This is a genomic window from Ruegeria sp. BE9 (assembly GCF_056538765.1).
Map to the genome: position 1 here is coordinate 45,724 of NZ_JBQFTS010000007.1, position 15,129 is coordinate 60,852.

Annotated in this window: 18 protein-coding genes; 4 read left to right on the plus strand and 14 right to left on the minus strand. The window is 55.8% G+C overall.

Going from position 1 to position 15,129, the window contains the following annotated elements; all coding sequences use genetic code 11:
* Window position 1: 1 nt before the first annotated feature.
* Window positions 2-898 carry a CPBP family intramembrane glutamic endopeptidase gene (locus tag ACR0EO_RS17155; RefSeq protein ID WP_480691835.1) on the minus strand — a complete coding sequence of 299 codons (897 nt, stop codon included), beginning with the start codon at window positions 896-898 and terminating at the stop codon, window positions 2-4.
* Window positions 899-1,120: 222 nt separating this feature from the next.
* Here ACR0EO_RS17155 and ppk2 point away from each other — a divergent pair, with 222 nt between their 5' ends.
* Window positions 1,121-2,038 carry a polyphosphate kinase 2 gene (gene ppk2, locus ACR0EO_RS17160; protein WP_480691837.1) on the plus strand — a complete coding sequence of 306 codons (918 nt, stop codon included), beginning with the start codon at window positions 1,121-1,123 and terminating at the stop codon, window positions 2,036-2,038.
* A gap of 50 nt (window positions 2,039-2,088) precedes the next feature.
* On the opposite strand, the gene ACR0EO_RS17165 is transcribed toward ppk2, so the two are convergent.
* The 3 genes from ACR0EO_RS17165 to rpsU form a co-directional block, all read right to left on the minus strand.
* Window positions 2,089-3,270 (minus strand): CAP domain-containing protein, encoded by a 1,182-nt coding sequence (locus tag ACR0EO_RS17165; protein ID WP_480691839.1) that lies wholly within the window; start codon window positions 3,268-3,270, stop codon window positions 2,089-2,091.
* Window positions 3,271-3,478: 208 nt separating this feature from the next.
* Window positions 3,479-4,612 carry a CAP domain-containing protein gene (locus ACR0EO_RS17170; protein ID WP_480691841.1) on the minus strand — a complete coding sequence of 378 codons (1,134 nt, stop codon included), beginning with the start codon at window positions 4,610-4,612 and terminating at the stop codon, window positions 3,479-3,481.
* A gap of 293 nt (window positions 4,613-4,905) precedes the next feature.
* Window positions 4,906-5,112 (minus strand): 30S ribosomal protein S21, encoded by a 207-nt coding sequence (gene rpsU, locus ACR0EO_RS17175; RefSeq protein ID WP_005614280.1) that lies wholly within the window; start codon window positions 5,110-5,112, stop codon window positions 4,906-4,908.
* Window positions 5,113-5,223: 111 nt separating this feature from the next.
* Here rpsU and ACR0EO_RS17180 point away from each other — a divergent pair, with 111 nt between their 5' ends.
* Window positions 5,224-5,916, plus strand: coding sequence for a COQ9 family protein (locus tag ACR0EO_RS17180; protein WP_480691843.1), 693 nt, complete (start codon window positions 5,224-5,226; stop codon window positions 5,914-5,916).
* Between the two features lie 56 nt (window positions 5,917-5,972).
* Window positions 5,973-6,959, plus strand: a complete 987-nt coding sequence (locus tag ACR0EO_RS17185; protein ID WP_480691845.1) for an NAD(P)H-quinone oxidoreductase — start codon at window positions 5,973-5,975, stop codon at window positions 6,957-6,959.
* Between the two features lie 33 nt (window positions 6,960-6,992).
* On the opposite strand, the gene ACR0EO_RS17190 is transcribed toward ACR0EO_RS17185, so the two are convergent.
* Window positions 6,993-7,850 carry a DUF2189 domain-containing protein gene (locus tag ACR0EO_RS17190; protein ID WP_480691847.1) on the minus strand — a complete coding sequence of 286 codons (858 nt, stop codon included), beginning with the start codon at window positions 7,848-7,850 and terminating at the stop codon, window positions 6,993-6,995.
* A 192-nt stretch (window positions 7,851-8,042) separates the two neighbouring features.
* Between ACR0EO_RS17190 and ACR0EO_RS17195 the strand changes: the two genes are divergently transcribed.
* On the plus strand, window positions 8,043-9,026 hold the full coding sequence (locus ACR0EO_RS17195; RefSeq protein WP_480691849.1) for a quinone oxidoreductase family protein: 984 nt from the start codon (window positions 8,043-8,045) through the stop codon (window positions 9,024-9,026).
* A 54-nt stretch (window positions 9,027-9,080) separates the two neighbouring features.
* Here the strand turns inward: ACR0EO_RS17195 and ACR0EO_RS17200 are convergent, their stop codons facing one another.
* The 9 genes from ACR0EO_RS17200 to ACR0EO_RS17240 form a co-directional block, all read right to left on the minus strand.
* Window positions 9,081-9,614, minus strand: a complete 534-nt coding sequence (locus ACR0EO_RS17200) for an outer membrane protein (RefSeq protein WP_480691851.1) — start codon at window positions 9,612-9,614, stop codon at window positions 9,081-9,083.
* A gap of 270 nt (window positions 9,615-9,884) precedes the next feature.
* A complete protein-coding gene (locus ACR0EO_RS17205; protein WP_480691853.1) occupies window positions 9,885-10,361 on the minus strand; it encodes a YHS domain-containing (seleno)protein in 477 nt (158 codons plus the stop codon).
* A gap of 194 nt (window positions 10,362-10,555) precedes the next feature.
* Window positions 10,556-10,825: a hypothetical protein gene (locus ACR0EO_RS17210; protein WP_480691855.1), complete on the minus strand. Its 270-nt coding sequence runs from the start codon at window positions 10,823-10,825 to the stop codon at window positions 10,556-10,558.
* Window positions 10,822-11,427 carry a glycerol-3-phosphate 1-O-acyltransferase PlsY gene (gene plsY, locus ACR0EO_RS17215; protein WP_480691856.1) on the minus strand — a complete coding sequence of 202 codons (606 nt, stop codon included), beginning with the start codon at window positions 11,425-11,427 and terminating at the stop codon, window positions 10,822-10,824. Before plsY ends, ACR0EO_RS17210 begins: the two co-directional genes overlap by 4 nt.
* Complete coding sequence (gene pyrC / locus ACR0EO_RS17220) at window positions 11,427-12,707, minus strand: dihydroorotase (RefSeq protein WP_480691858.1); 1,281 nt, start codon at window positions 12,705-12,707, stop codon at window positions 11,427-11,429. Before pyrC ends, plsY begins: the two co-directional genes overlap by 1 nt.
* Entirely contained in the window at window positions 12,704-13,165 is a 462-nt protein-coding gene (locus tag ACR0EO_RS17225) for a hypothetical protein (protein WP_480691859.1), read from the minus strand. The genes pyrC and ACR0EO_RS17225 overlap by 4 nt, the downstream gene beginning before the upstream one ends.
* Window positions 13,162-13,548 carry a hypothetical protein gene (locus tag ACR0EO_RS17230; RefSeq protein ID WP_480691861.1) on the minus strand — a complete coding sequence of 129 codons (387 nt, stop codon included), beginning with the start codon at window positions 13,546-13,548 and terminating at the stop codon, window positions 13,162-13,164. Before ACR0EO_RS17230 ends, ACR0EO_RS17225 begins: the two co-directional genes overlap by 4 nt.
* On the minus strand, window positions 13,533-14,051 hold the full coding sequence (locus ACR0EO_RS17235) for a hypothetical protein (RefSeq protein ID WP_480691862.1): 519 nt from the start codon (window positions 14,049-14,051) through the stop codon (window positions 13,533-13,535). The genes ACR0EO_RS17230 and ACR0EO_RS17235 overlap by 16 nt, the downstream gene beginning before the upstream one ends.
* Window positions 14,048-14,983 carry an aspartate carbamoyltransferase catalytic subunit gene (locus tag ACR0EO_RS17240; protein WP_480691864.1) on the minus strand — a complete coding sequence of 312 codons (936 nt, stop codon included), beginning with the start codon at window positions 14,981-14,983 and terminating at the stop codon, window positions 14,048-14,050. The genes ACR0EO_RS17235 and ACR0EO_RS17240 overlap by 4 nt, the downstream gene beginning before the upstream one ends.
* Between the last annotated feature and the right edge of the window lie 146 nt (window positions 14,984-15,129).

A 15,129-nucleotide genomic window follows, 5' to 3' on the forward strand; every position in this document is an offset into this window, starting at 1 on the left:
CTCAGGCCGGGCCGGGGTAAGTAAACAGTGCCAGATGCAACGCGTTAAAGCTGAAATGCATCAAAACCGGCACCCAAAGCCGACCCGTTGCAAAATACCCCAAGCCGCAAGCTGCCCCAAGAAGTGATGCAAAAACCACCAAAGCCGAACCGCCCCCAATGTGGGCGAAACCGAACATCAAGCTGGCCAGAGCGATACCCGCAACCGTGCCAAATTTCGACGAGATGGCCGATTGCAGGTATCCGCGAAAAAAGGCCTCCTCTGTCAGGCAGGTCAGAAACAAGTTGGATAGGGCGAAAATCATCCACCAATGCGGTAGCCCAATCTCAGGTTTGACAGCCCCTGTCGCGAACCCAAGTGCAAACAGCGCAGGCAGGATCAGCAAGCCTGCAATCAAAGGAGCGAATTTGGTGGGGATGGCGCGGCGGATCAAGTCGGGCCAGGCAAGCAGGACCGCGAAAAGAACCAGCGGCTTGTCGAGATTCAGGTACATCGAGAAAGTGGCGCTATCCGGCCCGGCCTGAACTTTGTTCAGGACAAGCAAATTGTGAAACCCGGGGATCAGGTGCGCTCCTAGCGCGAGACACCAAAGGATGAGCGCCAGATGCCCAGCCAAAGCAATAGTCCCGGATAGCTGTCTTAGACGGGACGCTCCAAGAAGTCCTACAGCTGCAAATGCCAGGGCAAGCGGAGTCACCATGCCAAGGCTCAGCGCGACAATTGAGAATAACCCCAGCAAGGTTAAACTCAGGGTTTGTTTGCCGGATACCGCGCAGATTTGCGAGGCAATCAGGATAAGCCAGGGCCAGATAAACGGTAGTAGGGAAAGGAAGTGCGCCAAGTGGTCCTCGGGGTTTTTTACGCTGAAATTGATGCCGACAGAAGCAAACGCTGGCAAGCAGATCCATCCAATCTGTTGGTAATGCGTCAATTCTGACGCTTGTATCCTGAGGCTTACAAGTTCAAATATGGGGAAAGACCGGACTTCCTTTTGCATTGCCTGGACCCGCCCGTGTGTGCGGTGTCGGCTTGGATGGGGTTTCATCAATTATTCTGATGACATCAGGTGGTTACATGCGCCCTGTACGGTCCAAACCCGATAGACGATAAGGAAAACATCTTGGCTTACGAAAACGACAATGCCCCCAAAGACTGGCTGGAAGCCGAGTTGGAAGACACGCTGGACGAAGATTTTGAAATCGAATTCAGCGAACCCATGCTTTCGATGGAAATCCGCAAAATCTACAAAGATCAGCATCCCGACATGCTGGACCGCAAGGTCTACTTCCGTAATTTGCTGCGCCTACAGGCCGAGCTGATCAAGGTTCAGGACTGGGTACAACATACCGGAGCCAAGGTTTGCATTCTGTTCGAAGGTCGTGACAGTGCGGGTAAGGGGGGCGTGATCAAGCGCATTACCCAGCGCCTGAACCCACGGGTGGCCCGCGTGGTGGCCTTGCCCGCGCCCAGTCGTCGCGAGCAAAGCCAATGGTACTTCCAGCGCTATGTTCCGCATCTACCTGCGGCGGGCGAGATCGTATTGTTCGACCGGTCGTGGTACAATCGCGCCGGCGTTGAGCGCGTGATGGGGTTCGCGACCGAAGATCAAGTGGAACAGTTTTTTCAGGACGTTCCCGAATTTGAACGGATGCTTGTACGTTCTGGGATCATCTTGCTGAAATACTGGTTCTCGATCACGGATGAAGAGCAGCAGTTGCGATTCCTCATGCGTATTCATGATCCGATGAAACAATGGAAGCTTTCCCCGATGGACTTGGAATCTCGTATTCGCTGGGAAGCTTACACCAAAGCCAAGGAAGACATGTTCTTCCGCACCAATATCCCCGAGGCACCTTGGTATATTGTCGAAGGCAACGACAAGAAGCGCGAGCGATTGAACTGTATCGAGCATCTTTTGACTAAGATTCCGTATACAGACGTTCCGCAGGAAAAGGTCGATCTGCCGGACCGTAGATACAATCCTGAGTATGAACGCCGCATCCTTCCGGATGAGTTACACGTGCCCAAAATCTATTGATCAATAACAAAGGCCCCCGAAACTCGGGGGCCTTTTTCTCGTGAGTGGACTTAGAAAATAAAGTTATCGCTGCTGAGGCTTGCAAGTTGGGTGTCCTCAAGGATCAACTGGTTCGCGCCGTCTTGGATAATGACATCGGAACCTTCTTGCCTGATGTGATTGTTCATCAGGTCGCTATAGTCAGTGATCCCTTGGGACAGCCGCATAAATACTTGCTCTCCTGCAGCGAAATCACGAACGCGGTCGATACCAGTTTGGAAAACAAAGTTGTCGAAACCATCGCCGCCGACCAGCAGATCGTTTCCGCCGCCGCCCATCAATCTGTCATTCCCAGCACCGCCAAAAAGCCGGTCGTTGCCGCTGTGGCCAACCAGAACATCACGGCCAGTGCTGCCATGGGCATAGTCGTTCCCGCTTCCTCCGTAGACCCTGTCGTTGCCGGCACCGCCAAACACTTTGTCGTCGTTGGTTTCGCCGGAAAGAACGTCATTTCCTGCCGCTCCGATCAGGTAGTCTTCTCCGCGGCCACCGCGTAACAGGTCGTCTCCGGATCCTCCGTTCAAGTGATCTTCGCCAGGCCCACCCAAGAGCGTGTCGCGCCCGTTATGGCCGACCAATCTGTCGTCGCCGTCATGACCGTTTAGCGTTCCAGCTTCGCCGGCGCGCATAACAAACCAATCATTGAGCGCCGTACCCTCAGTGCCGGCAAAGACGTATTGCGGCTCGATCGGTGCTGGATCAGGAGTGTCGCCACCACCTTGGTCGGCGCCTCCGTTGTCCAGCTGCACCGGGGCCGATGTGCGCGCAAAGTTTTGCGTTACGATAATGGCGTTCCAGCCATCGAAGTTGCCGACCTCAATGCCGATCCCGACGAGGGTTACATTCGGATCAAGGATGTTAGCCCGGTGGCCAGGGCTGTTCATCAAGCTGGTATGAAGGTCCTGCACATCATCGGACAGTCCCGGTGCGCCGCGAACGCTTTGCCAGGCAATGTTCTCGGTCGCACGCCAACTACCGGAAAAGTTGAAGCCAGCGTCCTCCATCCGGTCCCACGGGGCCGAGTTGTTTACACCCGTGTGACTAAACTGATCCGTGCGTAGCATCCATTGGCTGTGGTCTTCAGCGGCGTCATTCAATCTGAGTTCAAGTTGTACGGGGGAAAGGCCGGCACGCTCGCGCTCTGCGTTGATTAACGCAAGCATTTGCCTTTCCAGGTTGCTGGCCACTGACATGATTCTGCCTCCAGTAAAAGTTGAGTTATTTTGTCGGGGCATTAATGGCGAGAATTTGGCGGGATATAGTCACAATGTGGACAGCCACTCTCGCTCGGCGGTTTGCCACCGCCGGATTCACCCTTTTTGTGCAATAAGTTGCGCAACGGTGCTGATTTGCGCTGTCGCGGTGCATCCGAGCGATGCACCGCAGGGTTGAGTGGAAATTTTAGGCAAAGTTCATCATGCAAGCATCGCCAAAGAAATCAGGGTTGAAGAACATGCCATCGAATTGTTCGGTGCCCATGTCCGCCGTAGTCTCAGGCATGGTCGCGGGAACGTCGCAATGTTCACCTGTCAGCATGAAATCGTCCTCCGACACGGGCTGCATCTCTGTCTCGGGCAGCCAGAAGTCGTCGACCATCGCCATAAGGTTGTTCACGAAATCGTTAATCTCTGTGAGGAACTCTTCGACGTCGAAACAACCGTAGTCCGGTGTCTCAGCATCCGTCATATCGAAGTCGGGGGTTTCCGTTACCGGGACTTCTGTTTCAGTAACGTCGGTTTCCGGTGTCTCGATTTCCTCAACTTCGGGCTCCTCCACGTTCGGAGTACCCGTGATGTCCTCTGCCGGTGTTTCCTCGAAAGTCTCATCAAGCTCGACTGTGTCGACCTCTGGCACTTCGGGCTCAGTCAACTCGGGTGCTGGAGTTTCGGGTGCAGGCACGGCAGTTTCAACTTCGTCGGTTTCGGGTTCTTCGGCAACCACCGGCTCTTCAGTCTCGGTCGCAATGGGTTCGGGTGTTTCGGCCGCAGGTGCTTCAACAACATCCGTCTCTGGCGCTTCCGTTGCGGGTTCTTCAGCGTCGACCACTTCCTCGATCGGCGGCAGTGGGGCGTTGCCATTGTCGACTATCACTTCACCGTCCGTAGTGGCAAAGTTTTGGGTCACCATGACAGCGTCCCAGCCGTTAAAGTCCCCTTCTTCGATTCCGATCCCAATATACTCATAGTCCGGGTTCAGGATGTTTGCGCGATGACCTGGGCTGTCCATCAGGCTTTGGTGCAGTTGTTCTACATCATCACTGATGCCTGCGGCGCCGCGCTCTGATTGCCAGGCAATGTTTTCGCCCGACCGCCAGCTACCGTCAAAGTCAAACCCGGCGTCTTTCATTCTTTGAGTTGCGCTGGATCCGCCAGACCCGGTGTGGCTGAACGTGTTCGAATTCAGCATCCAGGTGCTGTGATCCTCGGATGAATCGTTCAGGCGGGTTTCCAGTTGCAGCGGGTTCAACCCTCGGGATGTGCGCTCTTGGTTAATCAGCGCCAGCATTTCTTGCTCGAATGTATTTGCTGTAGACATGATGCCTCCGTTTGGTTTGTCGTCTTAATGGACGAGGCCAGTTACCGGGGGCGTCTGGTCGGCTGATAGAGGGGACTGAATTTACGGCAGAATTTGGCAGGCCCGTGCTGCCGGAAAGAGATTCGCTGCGCTGCAATACGCCGGGCAAAATCCTGCTGACATCGAAATGGCAGCTTGTCGCGCATTAGGGGATTCGATTCGGCGGAATACAACCTGACCTAGAAACGACAAACCCCCGGGCTGTGCCTCGGGGGTCGTCAAATAGTGTCATCCAAAGCTGGACGAGTGAGATCTTAGAGCAGACCTTCGCGCTGGGCTTTCTTACGTGCCAGTTTACGGGCACGGCGGATCGCTTCAGCTTTCTCGCGCGCTTTTTTCTCGGACGGTTTCTCGAAATGTTGCTTGAGCTTCATTTCACGGAACACGCCTTCGCGCTGCAGCTTTTTCTTCAGGGCACGAAGCGCCTGATCGACGTTATTGTCGCGAACACTAACCTGCATGTGGTTGTCACCACCTTTCTAGATAGAGTTGCAAGGAAATTGCAGGAGTTGGCCGTATAGCAAAGCCGCTCTATCTTGTCTAGTACTGGCCCCGAGAACCGGAGAACCGCCATGACAACCACCTATGAAGACGCCAAACAGCAGCTTTTGGATGCGATGCTGAGCCATGTGCCGTTCGACGGCTGGTCGGAAACCAGCTTTCGCGCGGCGATTACAGAGTGCAATTTGGATGACGCTTTAGCGCGCGCGATCTGCCCACGCGGAGCGGTTGATCTGGCGTTGGCATTTCACGCACGCGGGGACGCTGCGATGGTTGAGCGCCTGAAAACAACAGACCTGAGCGAGTTAAAGTTTCGCGATCGCGTGGCGTCCGCGGTTCGTTTTCGGCTTGAGGCGGTGGAAGACAAAGAGCTGGTCCGACGTGGCATGACGTTATTTTCGCTGCCGACACATGCGGCCGATGGTGCCAAAGCACTGTGGCAAACCTGCGATCTGATTTGGGATACGCTGGGTGACACATCCGATGATGTGAACTGGTATACCAAGCGCGCGACTTTGTCGGGTGTGTACTCCTCTACGCTGTTGTTCTGGTTGGGGGACGATTCGCCCGACCAACAGAAAACGTGGGAGTTTTTGGACCGGCGGATAGATAATGTCATGCAGTTCGAAAAGCTTAAGGCGCAGGTGAACGGCAACCCATTGTTCAAGCCCTTCCTAGCTGTGCCGAACTGGTTCGCAAGTCAGGTCAAGCCGCCAATAAAAATGCGGGCCGACTTGCCGGGAATGTTGAACCCGCGCAAGTAAGCGTCTGGGCCTTCCCGTTTATGCCTGCTAGGCATTGGGCAAAGGAGGATTTGCCCATGACAAAGATGATGCGTGCCGTAGAAATCTCGCAGCCCGGCGGCCCGGATGTTCTGCAACTAACTGAACGCCCGGTACCCGAGCCGCAAAACGGCCAGGTAATCCTCAAAGTAGCCTATGCAGGTGTGAATCGCCCCGATGCGTTGCAGCGGGCAGGGGCCTATGATCCGCCTCCTGGCGCGAGCGATCTGCCCGGGCTAGAAGCGTCGGGCGAAGTTGTTGCCGTCGGCGCGGGGGTTGAGGGGGTTTCTATCGGCGATCAAGTCTGTGCGTTGCTGCCTGGCGGTGGATACGCGGAATATGTCGCTACGCCCGCTGCTCATTGTTTGCCGGTTCCGGCAGGGATGGGAATGAAGGAAGCAGCCTGCCTGCCCGAAACCTTCTTTACTGTCTGGTCGAACGTTTTCATGCGCGGGGGATTAAAGGCGGGCGAACGCTTTCTGGTTCACGGCGGTTCCAGCGGTATCGGCACAACTGCGATCCAACTGGCGAATGCTTTTGGTGCGCGGGTATTCGCAACCGCGGGCTCTGCTGAGAAATGCGAGGCGTGCGAAAAACTTGGTGCCGAAAAGGCAATAAACTATCGCAATGAAGACTTCGTAGGCGCCATGCGGGCTGAGGGTGGTGCGAACCTAATACTTGATATGGTGGGCGGAGACTATATCCCGCGCAATGTCAAATCTCTTGCTGAGGATGGTCGCCTGGTCCAGATTGCCTTTTTGCAAGGCCCGAAGGTTGAACTGAACTTTGCGCTGATGATGGTCAAACGTCTGACGCTGACCGGCAGTACCTTGCGTCCGCAAAGTGATTTGGCAAAAGCGAAAATTGCGCAGGATCTGCGTGAGGCAGTCTGGCCTCTGTTAGAGGCCGGAAAAGTGGCACCGGTCATGGACAGCGAATTTGACCTGACAGATGCAGCAGCTGCGCATAAGCGGATGGAAAGCTCTGGCCACATTGGCAAGATCGTTTTGAAAGTCGCAGGCTAATACGGTCGCGCGGGCTTGTCCCGCGCCCGTTCGTCAGACCACTGCCCGACGATACAAATGCCAAGTCGCATGGCCGAGAACCGGTATCACAACGATCAGGCCAAGCATCATCGGAATTGCTCCGATGACCAACAGAGTAGCCACGATAAAGCCCCATGCCAGAATAACACCTGGGTTTTGGCGCAGTACGCGCACCGATGTCACAACTGCAACTGGCAGCCCGACTTGACGGTCCAGTAACAGCGGAAAGCTCACAACACTGATCGCAAGTGCAACCAGTGCGAACATGAAGCCCACGGCGTTGCCGACAAGGATCATGGTCCAGCCTGCGCCCGTGGTGAACACCTGCGTCATGAATGCGCCGAACGATGTAGGCAGATCAGGTCCAAGAGTGTGGGCATAGATACTCTGCGCTGCCATTAGCCAAATCAGCAATAACATGACCAGATAGAACCCTAGCGCGAGTATCGCGCCGAACGAAGGTGATCGGAATACGCCAAATGCGTCCAGCCAATGCACTTCGCTGTTTTGTTCACGCTTGCGGCTTATTTCATAGAGGCCTACCGCCGCGATTGGGCCGATCAAGGCAAAGCCCATTATCAATGGGGCCAGCAACGGCACCATGTTCCGGTTCAGCCCAAAACCGAACATCAAAAGCCCGGCAATAGGGTAAATCAGAATAACGAACACTGCGTCTGCACGGGTTTCCAGAAAGTCTTGATATCCGGCGCGTAAACAGGATCGCAGGTCCTGCAGTGTCAGCGTCTGCACCGTAGGTACGTGGCGCGTATCAGTGCTGCCAATACGTGTGATGCTTTCTGCGATATGATCGCTGGTCGCGCCGATATTCTGGGCGGCCCAGCTGATTGGATTTCCAATTGTCTTGGCCATCGTCATCCCCTCCCTTTGCATATCAGCGCAGCGGAGTGAATCCGGCATCAGTTGCCTTCGGCCGGACCAGCCGGCAACGCTTGAACCCTTAGTATAGCACATTTTTTGTGTTTTGCCCGCGTCATGCGGAATCGTGCCGATTGCCCTGAATAACAGGCGTGTTAGCTTGGCGTCAGGTTACAGGAGGTGAGTATGCATCAAACGGCACGTACAGTCGTCATTCATCAACACGGTGGACCCGAGGTTCTTCAGCTGGAAGAGCACTTTGTCGGCGACCCTGGACCCGGAGAGGTTCGCATTCGCCATAAAGCCTGTGGATTGAATTTCATTGATATTTACCAACGGGCAGGTCTGTATCCGATGGAATTACCACACGCCTTGGGGATGGAGGCGTCTGGAGTGATCGAGGCCGTTGGCGAAGGCGTTACGCATTTGGAGCCCGGTCAGCGGGCGGCCTATGCTGCGGCTCCGGCTGGGGCATACTGCGAAGTGCGTGTAATGCCTGCAACGCAGGTTTGCCCTTTGCCCGATAGGATTTCGTTTGATGTAGCTGCGGCGATGATGCTCAAAGGAATGACGGTCGAGTACCTGTTCCACCGCACGACACCGCTCAAGCGAGGGGATACGGTTCTGTTCCATGCCGCCGCGGGCGGTGTCGGACTGATTGCTTGCCAATGGGCCAAGTCCGAAGGGATCACTCTAATCGGCACTGCGGGAACAGATGAAAAATGCAGCCTTGCACAGTTCAACGGAGCATCGCACTGCATCAACTACCGAAAGGAAGACTTTGCGGAACGCGTTGCCGAAATCACGAAGGGCAAGGGCGTGGACGTGGTCATGGACTCTATCGGGGCAGACACGTTTGAAGGGTCCTTAAACTGCCTTAAACCTTTGGGGATGATGATCTCCTTCGGCAATGCGTCAGGGACCGTACCGTTAATTGATATCGGAACCTTGGCCAGCAAAGGGTCCCTAAAAATCACCCGACCGACGCTGTTTACACATATTTCCGACCACGTGGTCTGTCAGGCGATGGCGCGGCGTCTGTTCGGCAAGGTTGAGGGTGGTGAGGTCAAGATCCATATCGATCAACGCTTTCCGCTTGAGCAGGTGGCCGACGCGCACCGAGCGCTCGAGGCGCGCCAAACAACCGGTAGTACGATACTGGAGCTTTAAAACCATGAAAAACCCGGCGCCTGAACGCCGGGTTTGTTTCTTTCAGAATTTTGCTCAGAAACGGTAAGAAGCCCGCACCTGAAGTGTTGTGGCATCCACGTCGATGCCGGTAGAGTCAAAGTCGTTGAATTCGTGGTACAGGATTTCACCGCCAACACTGACATTCGGGGCAACGATCTGTTCATAGCCTGCACCGATAAACCAGCCGTCGTCGCTGCCGAGGCTGTCCGTCCCTGCTTCGGCAAATCCACCGACACCATAAAGCAGGCTCTGAGGATTCAATTTGTATCCTGCACGCGCTTTGATACGCCAGACATCCTCAACTTCGACGCCGGGCGTCAGGTCAATGCCAGTCCAGTCATAGTCGAAACCGGCACCGACGACCCAATCCCCAAGGTCATAGTCATAGCCAAGGATGATACCGCCGATTGCGCCGTCGCCGTCCACACCTGAAATGTTGGTGTCGATGTCCGCATAGCCGACCTGCAAACCGCCGTAGAAACCGGTCCAGTTGCCGGAGGACTGTGCCATCGCAGCCCCCGCGGTAAGAGATGCGATTGCAGAGGCGAGAAGAATTTTACCTGTCATTTTGTTATCCTTTCGTCCGAAATTGGTCGCGGCAGACCCGCTGCCCGTTTGTCTGTATTGATCACTACGACCCGGCCGAGTGACCGGATCAAACTGTGTTTTGGTATTCCGACCCGGAAAGATAAGCCGGCAATCTGCAATCCGGCTGAATTGGTCCGGTTCAATCCGAACTCGTTTCCTAAAAAAGACGTAGGGTTGCTAAAGAGCTGTTTCAAATGACAATCGGCGGCAGAGTAATCTGCCGCCGACCAGAGGAATTTTTTAGGCGGTTTATTGCGCTTGCAGTTCCGCAGGGGATTTGTCCGAGATGGTTTCCCAGTTGGTGCTGGCTTGTTCGATAAAGCCTGGGATGTCGCCTTCCCAACGTTCCTGAATGTCCTGCGACAGGTTCAGGTACAGTTTGTTGTCGACGATTTTCCAGTGGTTCGGGTCACCGTCGAATTTGAAGCCCATCGCCGCACCAAATGCACAGTAGCCGCCATATGCAGGCAGGTATGCTTCGGGGTTTTCTTCGAATGCAGCTTTGTTTTCTTCAGTGGCGAAGCGGTACAGTGCCTCGTTGTGCAGCGCGGTGATGCGGTAGTCGCCTTTAGTCGGCGCGCCCTCGGTGAAATAGGCCACCGGGTCGTACCCTTGCATGGCCAGGCCGGTCGAGCTTGCGTTCAGTTCAACGCCAGCCGCCAGGGCCGAGCTTGCGATTGCAACAGACAGCGCGACGCCGCCAATGAGAGATTTGAACTTGTTCATTGTTTTCACCTTTCGTGAAACGGGCAGCCGAGCGACGCGGAAATTGCATCAGGACCACCCTGGAGATTTTTGTCCGTGGGACCGGTAATTGGCCGTCACGGCACCGAAGTGGGCAATCGCTCCATCACGTTCAAAACAATCAATTGTGAATGTGCGCGGGCGAAGGGTGGTTGTTCAGAAATGCAAAGGTCGGATCAGGGATCGCATCGGTAACCCAGGACGAAATCCAAGACTTTCTGGACCGGCATTTCACAGGGGCGCAGCAAGGCACCGCTTTTGCCAGTCAGATAGAGGTTCAGGCTGATGTAATCCCCGCCGCCCAGTTCGTGGGCAACCAGCTTGTGGGATTTTCCTTTGGCCAGTTCGGTGCGGCTGACGATGTACCGTCTGTTGTTGCTTTGTCCCGTGGACGAGCCTGAAGGAATGGCAAAGAACGCCTGTAAAAAAGCGTCTGATGCAGTCACGACTTTCCGATTTTAGGCTCAGTGCCAGCTCGGATTCGAGCAAGGTTTTCGCGGTGACGCCAATAAACCAACAGGGTCAGAACAACGCCAAGAAGGAATGCAGAAGAGTCCGTCAAAATCATGACCCAGATGGTTGACATGGCAGCCGCAGTCAGCGCGGCGAAGGACGAGATCCTCCAGATTGCAGCCGCAACCAGCCATGTAAGGCAGCATGCCACGCCTACGCGCCAGTCCAGCGCCAGCCAAAGGCCAAGGAAGGTTGCTACGCCCTTACCGCCTTTAAAGCCCAGCCAAACAGGAAAACAATGCCCTAAGAATGCCGCAAGCGCAGCGATCTGCGCAGCGTCCTCTCCGGCCAAGGCGCGCGCCAACAGCACGGCAACGGCACCTTTGGCAGCGTCGAATACGACGGTGAGCGCTGCGGCTGTCTTGTTGCCAGTGCGCAGTACATTGGTCGCGCCGATATTGCCCGATCCGATGTTGCGCAGGTTGCCCAGCCCCATGACCTTGGCGATGACCATGCCATAGGGGACTGAACCCATAAGATACCCGAATACGGCCCAGAGGATCAGCTGGGTCGTCGTGCTGTCGATTGGGGGCATCAGGGTCTCCGGTAAACTTCTTGGCCTGCTACATAGGTTGCCGTGACCTTACCTTGCATTCGCTGGCCGTCAAACGGTGTGTTCTGCGATTTCGATTTTAGGGAAAATCGGTCGAGCACAAAAGGCACATCTGGGTCAAACACGACCAGGTCGGCCGGTGCGCCCTTGGACAGTCGGCCGGATTTCAGCCCCAGTCGTTTTGCCGGATTCAACGCCATAGCGCGGAACAAGGTAGGCAGGTCCAACTGGTCCGCATGGTAAAGGCGCAGGGCCGCAGGCAACAGGGTCTCCAATGCGACGGCGCCCGAGGCGGCCTCTTCAAACGGCAGGCGCTTGCTTTCTTCATCCTGCGGGGTGTGCATCGAACTTATCGTATCGATCAGGCCCGTCCGCACCGCTTCGATTACCGCCTGCCGATCATCTTCGGAACGCAAAGGCGGTTTGACCTTAAAGAAGGTGCGATAGTCGGAGACATCCAGCTCGTTCAGTGTCAGGTGGTGGATTGAGGTGCCGGCGGTGATGTCCAAACCGTTGCGCTTGGCTCGTTCCAACGCGGGTAGGGCGCGGGCGGTGGTGATCTGGTCGGCGTGATACGCAGCTCCGGTCATTTCCAACAGTGCAATGTCGCGGTCTAGTCCCATCCGTTCGGCCATAGGTGAAACGGCCGGTAAGCCGCGCAGAGCGGCGAACTTGCCGCTGGTCGCCGCCGCGCCGGAACTTAGGCCCGGTTCCTGAGGGTGGGCGATGACCAGTGCACCGCATGATCGTGCATAGGTCAGCGCACGGGAAAACACCTTGGTATTGGTAATAACATGGTCGCAATCGGTAAAGGCGACTGCCCCGGCGTCTTGCAGAAAGCCAAGCTCGGTCATCTCGCGACCTTCTCGGCCCTTTGTCAGTGCTGCCATCGGCAGAACGTTTACAGGGGTGTCTGCTTGCGCTCGGCGGGTGACAAACTCCAGACTTTCGGGTGTGTCGATGGTGGGGCTAGTGTCGGGGCGCGTAACGATGGTGGTCACACCACCGGTGGCCGCTGCCAGACCAGCGGACTTATAGCTTTCTTTATGGCGCTCGCCCGGTTCGCAAACCTTAACACCGATATCCACGATCCCAGGTGCGAGGCAGTGTCCGCGACAATCGATAACCTGCGCATTGCTAGAAGGCGCGTCGCCTTCGCCGCGGTCTGCAATATTGCCGTTCGAGACCAGCAGCCAGCCGAGGCTTTCCGTCCCAGCCTCAGGGTCGATCAGACGGGCGTTGGTAAAGATTTGGTCGGTCATGTCGAGGCCTCTTGGGCTTGGGTCAGTGCCTTCAATGCGGCATCGTGGTCGGACAAATGATCAAAAGAGAGAAGAGGGTGGCGGGAAAACAGAACCCCGCGACGCCCGGATCGGAAGTTCAAAAAACGATCGATTTTCAGGGATTTTGCCTTGAGACTCTTGTTGAGTTCCCATGCATTTTCCGAAGTCACGACATAAATCCGTTGTGACCGAATAAATTGATCGGTCCAAAGTATAAAACCACACACGATTGTGCAGAAAAACAACTTCCAAAAATCCCGCACAGTTTCGAAGAGCCATGGGCTAGCCAGCCAAAGAGCTGCAAACAGACCTATTGCGCTTTTGTACAGCCATCCAAACGAATGAGGGAAATATCCCTGATCCGGACGGCCCGCCCACAACACTTCTTCCCCATCGGGAAGTTGAGCGCGCCACCAGTCTTCTGTGGCTGCGGTCATCCCATTGCCCTTTCAATGGCGGCTTTGGTGGCGGCAGGGTCGGCCTGATACTTGATCAGGTGTTTATCGCCGCCCTTTGTGACGATTTGAACAAAGCTGCCCATGGTTTTGACCGCTTCAATCTGATTCAGGGCCACCTTGCGCGGGCCGGGGCCGGTAAGTGTCGTTTCGGTCATCTCCCACGTGGCGACCAGTTCCTCTGAGGCCAGGAACCACGCGCGAATACCGATGGCGGCAAGGCCTGCCGGTGCGCCAGTCCAGGGATAAGGATTGCCGATCAGCCAAAGGATGATCATCGCACCTGCCATCGCTGCGGCAGCCAACCACGCATTGGTGCGGATGTATGCGGATTTGTCAGGGGCAAATGTCACAGCGCCAGCCATAATACACCTCCGATCACCAGAAGGACCACAAGTGCGAGAATGGCCGAGCCAACGCGGCGTGGGCTGTCATTCTGCGTAGAGGTTTGGGGGGCTGAATAGGGCTTGGCGCTTTCGGTTTCGATTGGACCACCGGTCCAGTTGGTGGCTTCTTCGGTGAACAGACCGATCAGTTCCACTCTGGGATCCGGCGTAAGGGTCGCTGCCTTTCCGCCAAAGGCTGCGCTGCGGAGCACCATGACCCAGCCTTCGATTGCGTCTAGTGCAGTGCGGTTCAGTTGATCTGCAGAAACGCCGCATCCTTCGTTCAGGTATCCATAAAGCCCGAGATCTTCGAGGTCCGACACCGGAAAAACATCAATCTGATCGAGATCTAACCCCGTCACCCCCAAAATTTGATCAGCCGCTCCGGCTTCGCGCAGGAACTTCGCCTCTTCGGGGCGCATGTTCAGCGTGAACAGGCGGATTACACCGCGTTCATGGGGGGCGACGGAAAGATCGCTCATGCGGCGTCTCGATGATTGCGGGCCAAAAGCTCCATCGCGGCCATTCGGACTGCGACGCCCATTTCGACCTGTTCCTGAATTACTGATCTGTTGATGTCGTCGGCCAGCGTTCCGTCGATCTCGACACCACGGTTCATTGGGCCAGGGTGCATCACAATCGCGTCGGACTTGGCCAGCGTCAGCTTTTCAGCATCCAGCCCGTAGCGGTGGTAATACTCACGCTCGGACGGGATAAAGCCGCCATCCATACGCTCTTTCTGAAGACGCAGCATCATAACGACGTCGACGTCTTTCAGGCCTTCGTTCATGTCGTCGTAAATCTCGGCCCCGAATTCAGCGAATTGCGAAGGAACCAGCGTCGGCGGGCCAATAAGGCGGATGCGGTTCTCCATTTTGCCCAGCAGGATCAGATTCGAACGAGCCACGCGGGAATGGGCGACGTCACCGCAGATCGCGATGTTCAGACGGTGCAGACGCCCCTTGGCCCGGCGAATGGTCAGTGCGTCCAGCAAAGCTTGTGTTGGGTGTTCATGCCGCCCGTCGCCGGCGTTCAGCACGGCGCAATTTACTTTTTGAGCCAGCAGATCGACCGCTCCCGAATGCGGGTGACGCACGACCAGAAGATCGGGATGCATCGCATTCAACGTCATCGCGGTGTCGATAAGGGTCTCACCCTTTTTGATCGAACTGGCCTGCATCGCCATGTTCATGACGTCCGCGCCCAGCCGTTTGCCTGCCAGTTCGAAACTGGCCTGTGTGCGCGTGGAGTTCTCGAAGAACATGTTGATCTGCGTAAGCCCTGACAACACGTCGGAATGCTTGGTCGACTGACGGTTCAGGTCAACGTACTTTTCGGCCAGATCAAGAATGGCGGTGATATCAGACTGGGACAGGTGCTCGATGCCAAGTAGGTGACGATGGGCGAAACGCATGGGCGGGCTCCTGTCTGACAATCGAGCCGCTTATAAGAAGCTGCGCGCGTCAAGGCAACCTAAGGATCAGAACCTTCTGGTAGTTTCTCGCATCCGCCCTCGGGCAGGCATTGCTCGCCTGGCTTGCACCACTTGCCGTATCCACA

Coding starts and splice junctions, on each gene's coding strand:
- ACR0EO_RS17165 (WP_480691839.1), bottom strand. CDS start 3,270: ATGTCAGTGGCCAGCAACCTGGAAAGGCAAATGCTTGCGTTAATCAAC.
- ACR0EO_RS17170 (WP_480691841.1), bottom strand. CDS start 4,612: ATGTCTACAGCAAATACATTCGAGCAAGAAATGCTGGCGCTGATTAAC.
- rpsU (WP_005614280.1), bottom strand. CDS start 5,112: ATGCAGGTTAGTGTTCGCGACAATAACGTCGATCAGGCGCTTCGTGCC.
- ACR0EO_RS17180 (WP_480691843.1), top strand. CDS start 5,224: ATGACAACCACCTATGAAGACGCCAAACAGCAGCTTTTGGATGCGATG.
- ACR0EO_RS17185 (WP_480691845.1), top strand. CDS start 5,973: ATGACAAAGATGATGCGTGCCGTAGAAATCTCGCAGCCCGGCGGCCCG.
- ACR0EO_RS17190 (WP_480691847.1), bottom strand. CDS start 7,850: ATGGCCAAGACAATTGGAAATCCAATCAGCTGGGCCGCCCAGAATATC.
- ACR0EO_RS17195 (WP_480691849.1), top strand. CDS start 8,043: ATGCATCAAACGGCACGTACAGTCGTCATTCATCAACACGGTGGACCC.
- ACR0EO_RS17200 (WP_480691851.1), bottom strand. CDS start 9,614: ATGACAGGTAAAATTCTTCTCGCCTCTGCAATCGCATCTCTTACCGCG.
- ACR0EO_RS17205 (WP_480691853.1), bottom strand. CDS start 10,361: ATGAACAAGTTCAAATCTCTCATTGGCGGCGTCGCGCTGTCTGTTGCA.
- plsY (WP_480691856.1), bottom strand. CDS start 11,427: ATGCCCCCAATCGACAGCACGACGACCCAGCTGATCCTCTGGGCCGTA.
- pyrC (WP_480691858.1), bottom strand. CDS start 12,707: ATGACCGACCAAATCTTTACCAACGCCCGTCTGATCGACCCTGAGGCT.
- ACR0EO_RS17225 (WP_480691859.1), bottom strand. CDS start 13,165: ATGACCGCAGCCACAGAAGACTGGTGGCGCGCTCAACTTCCCGATGGG.
- ACR0EO_RS17230 (WP_480691861.1), bottom strand. CDS start 13,548: ATGGCTGGCGCTGTGACATTTGCCCCTGACAAATCCGCATACATCCGC.
- ACR0EO_RS17235 (WP_480691862.1), bottom strand. CDS start 14,051: ATGAGCGATCTTTCCGTCGCCCCCCATGAACGCGGTGTAATCCGCCTG.
- ACR0EO_RS17240 (WP_480691864.1), bottom strand. CDS start 14,983: ATGCGTTTCGCCCATCGTCACCTACTTGGCATCGAGCACCTGTCCCAG.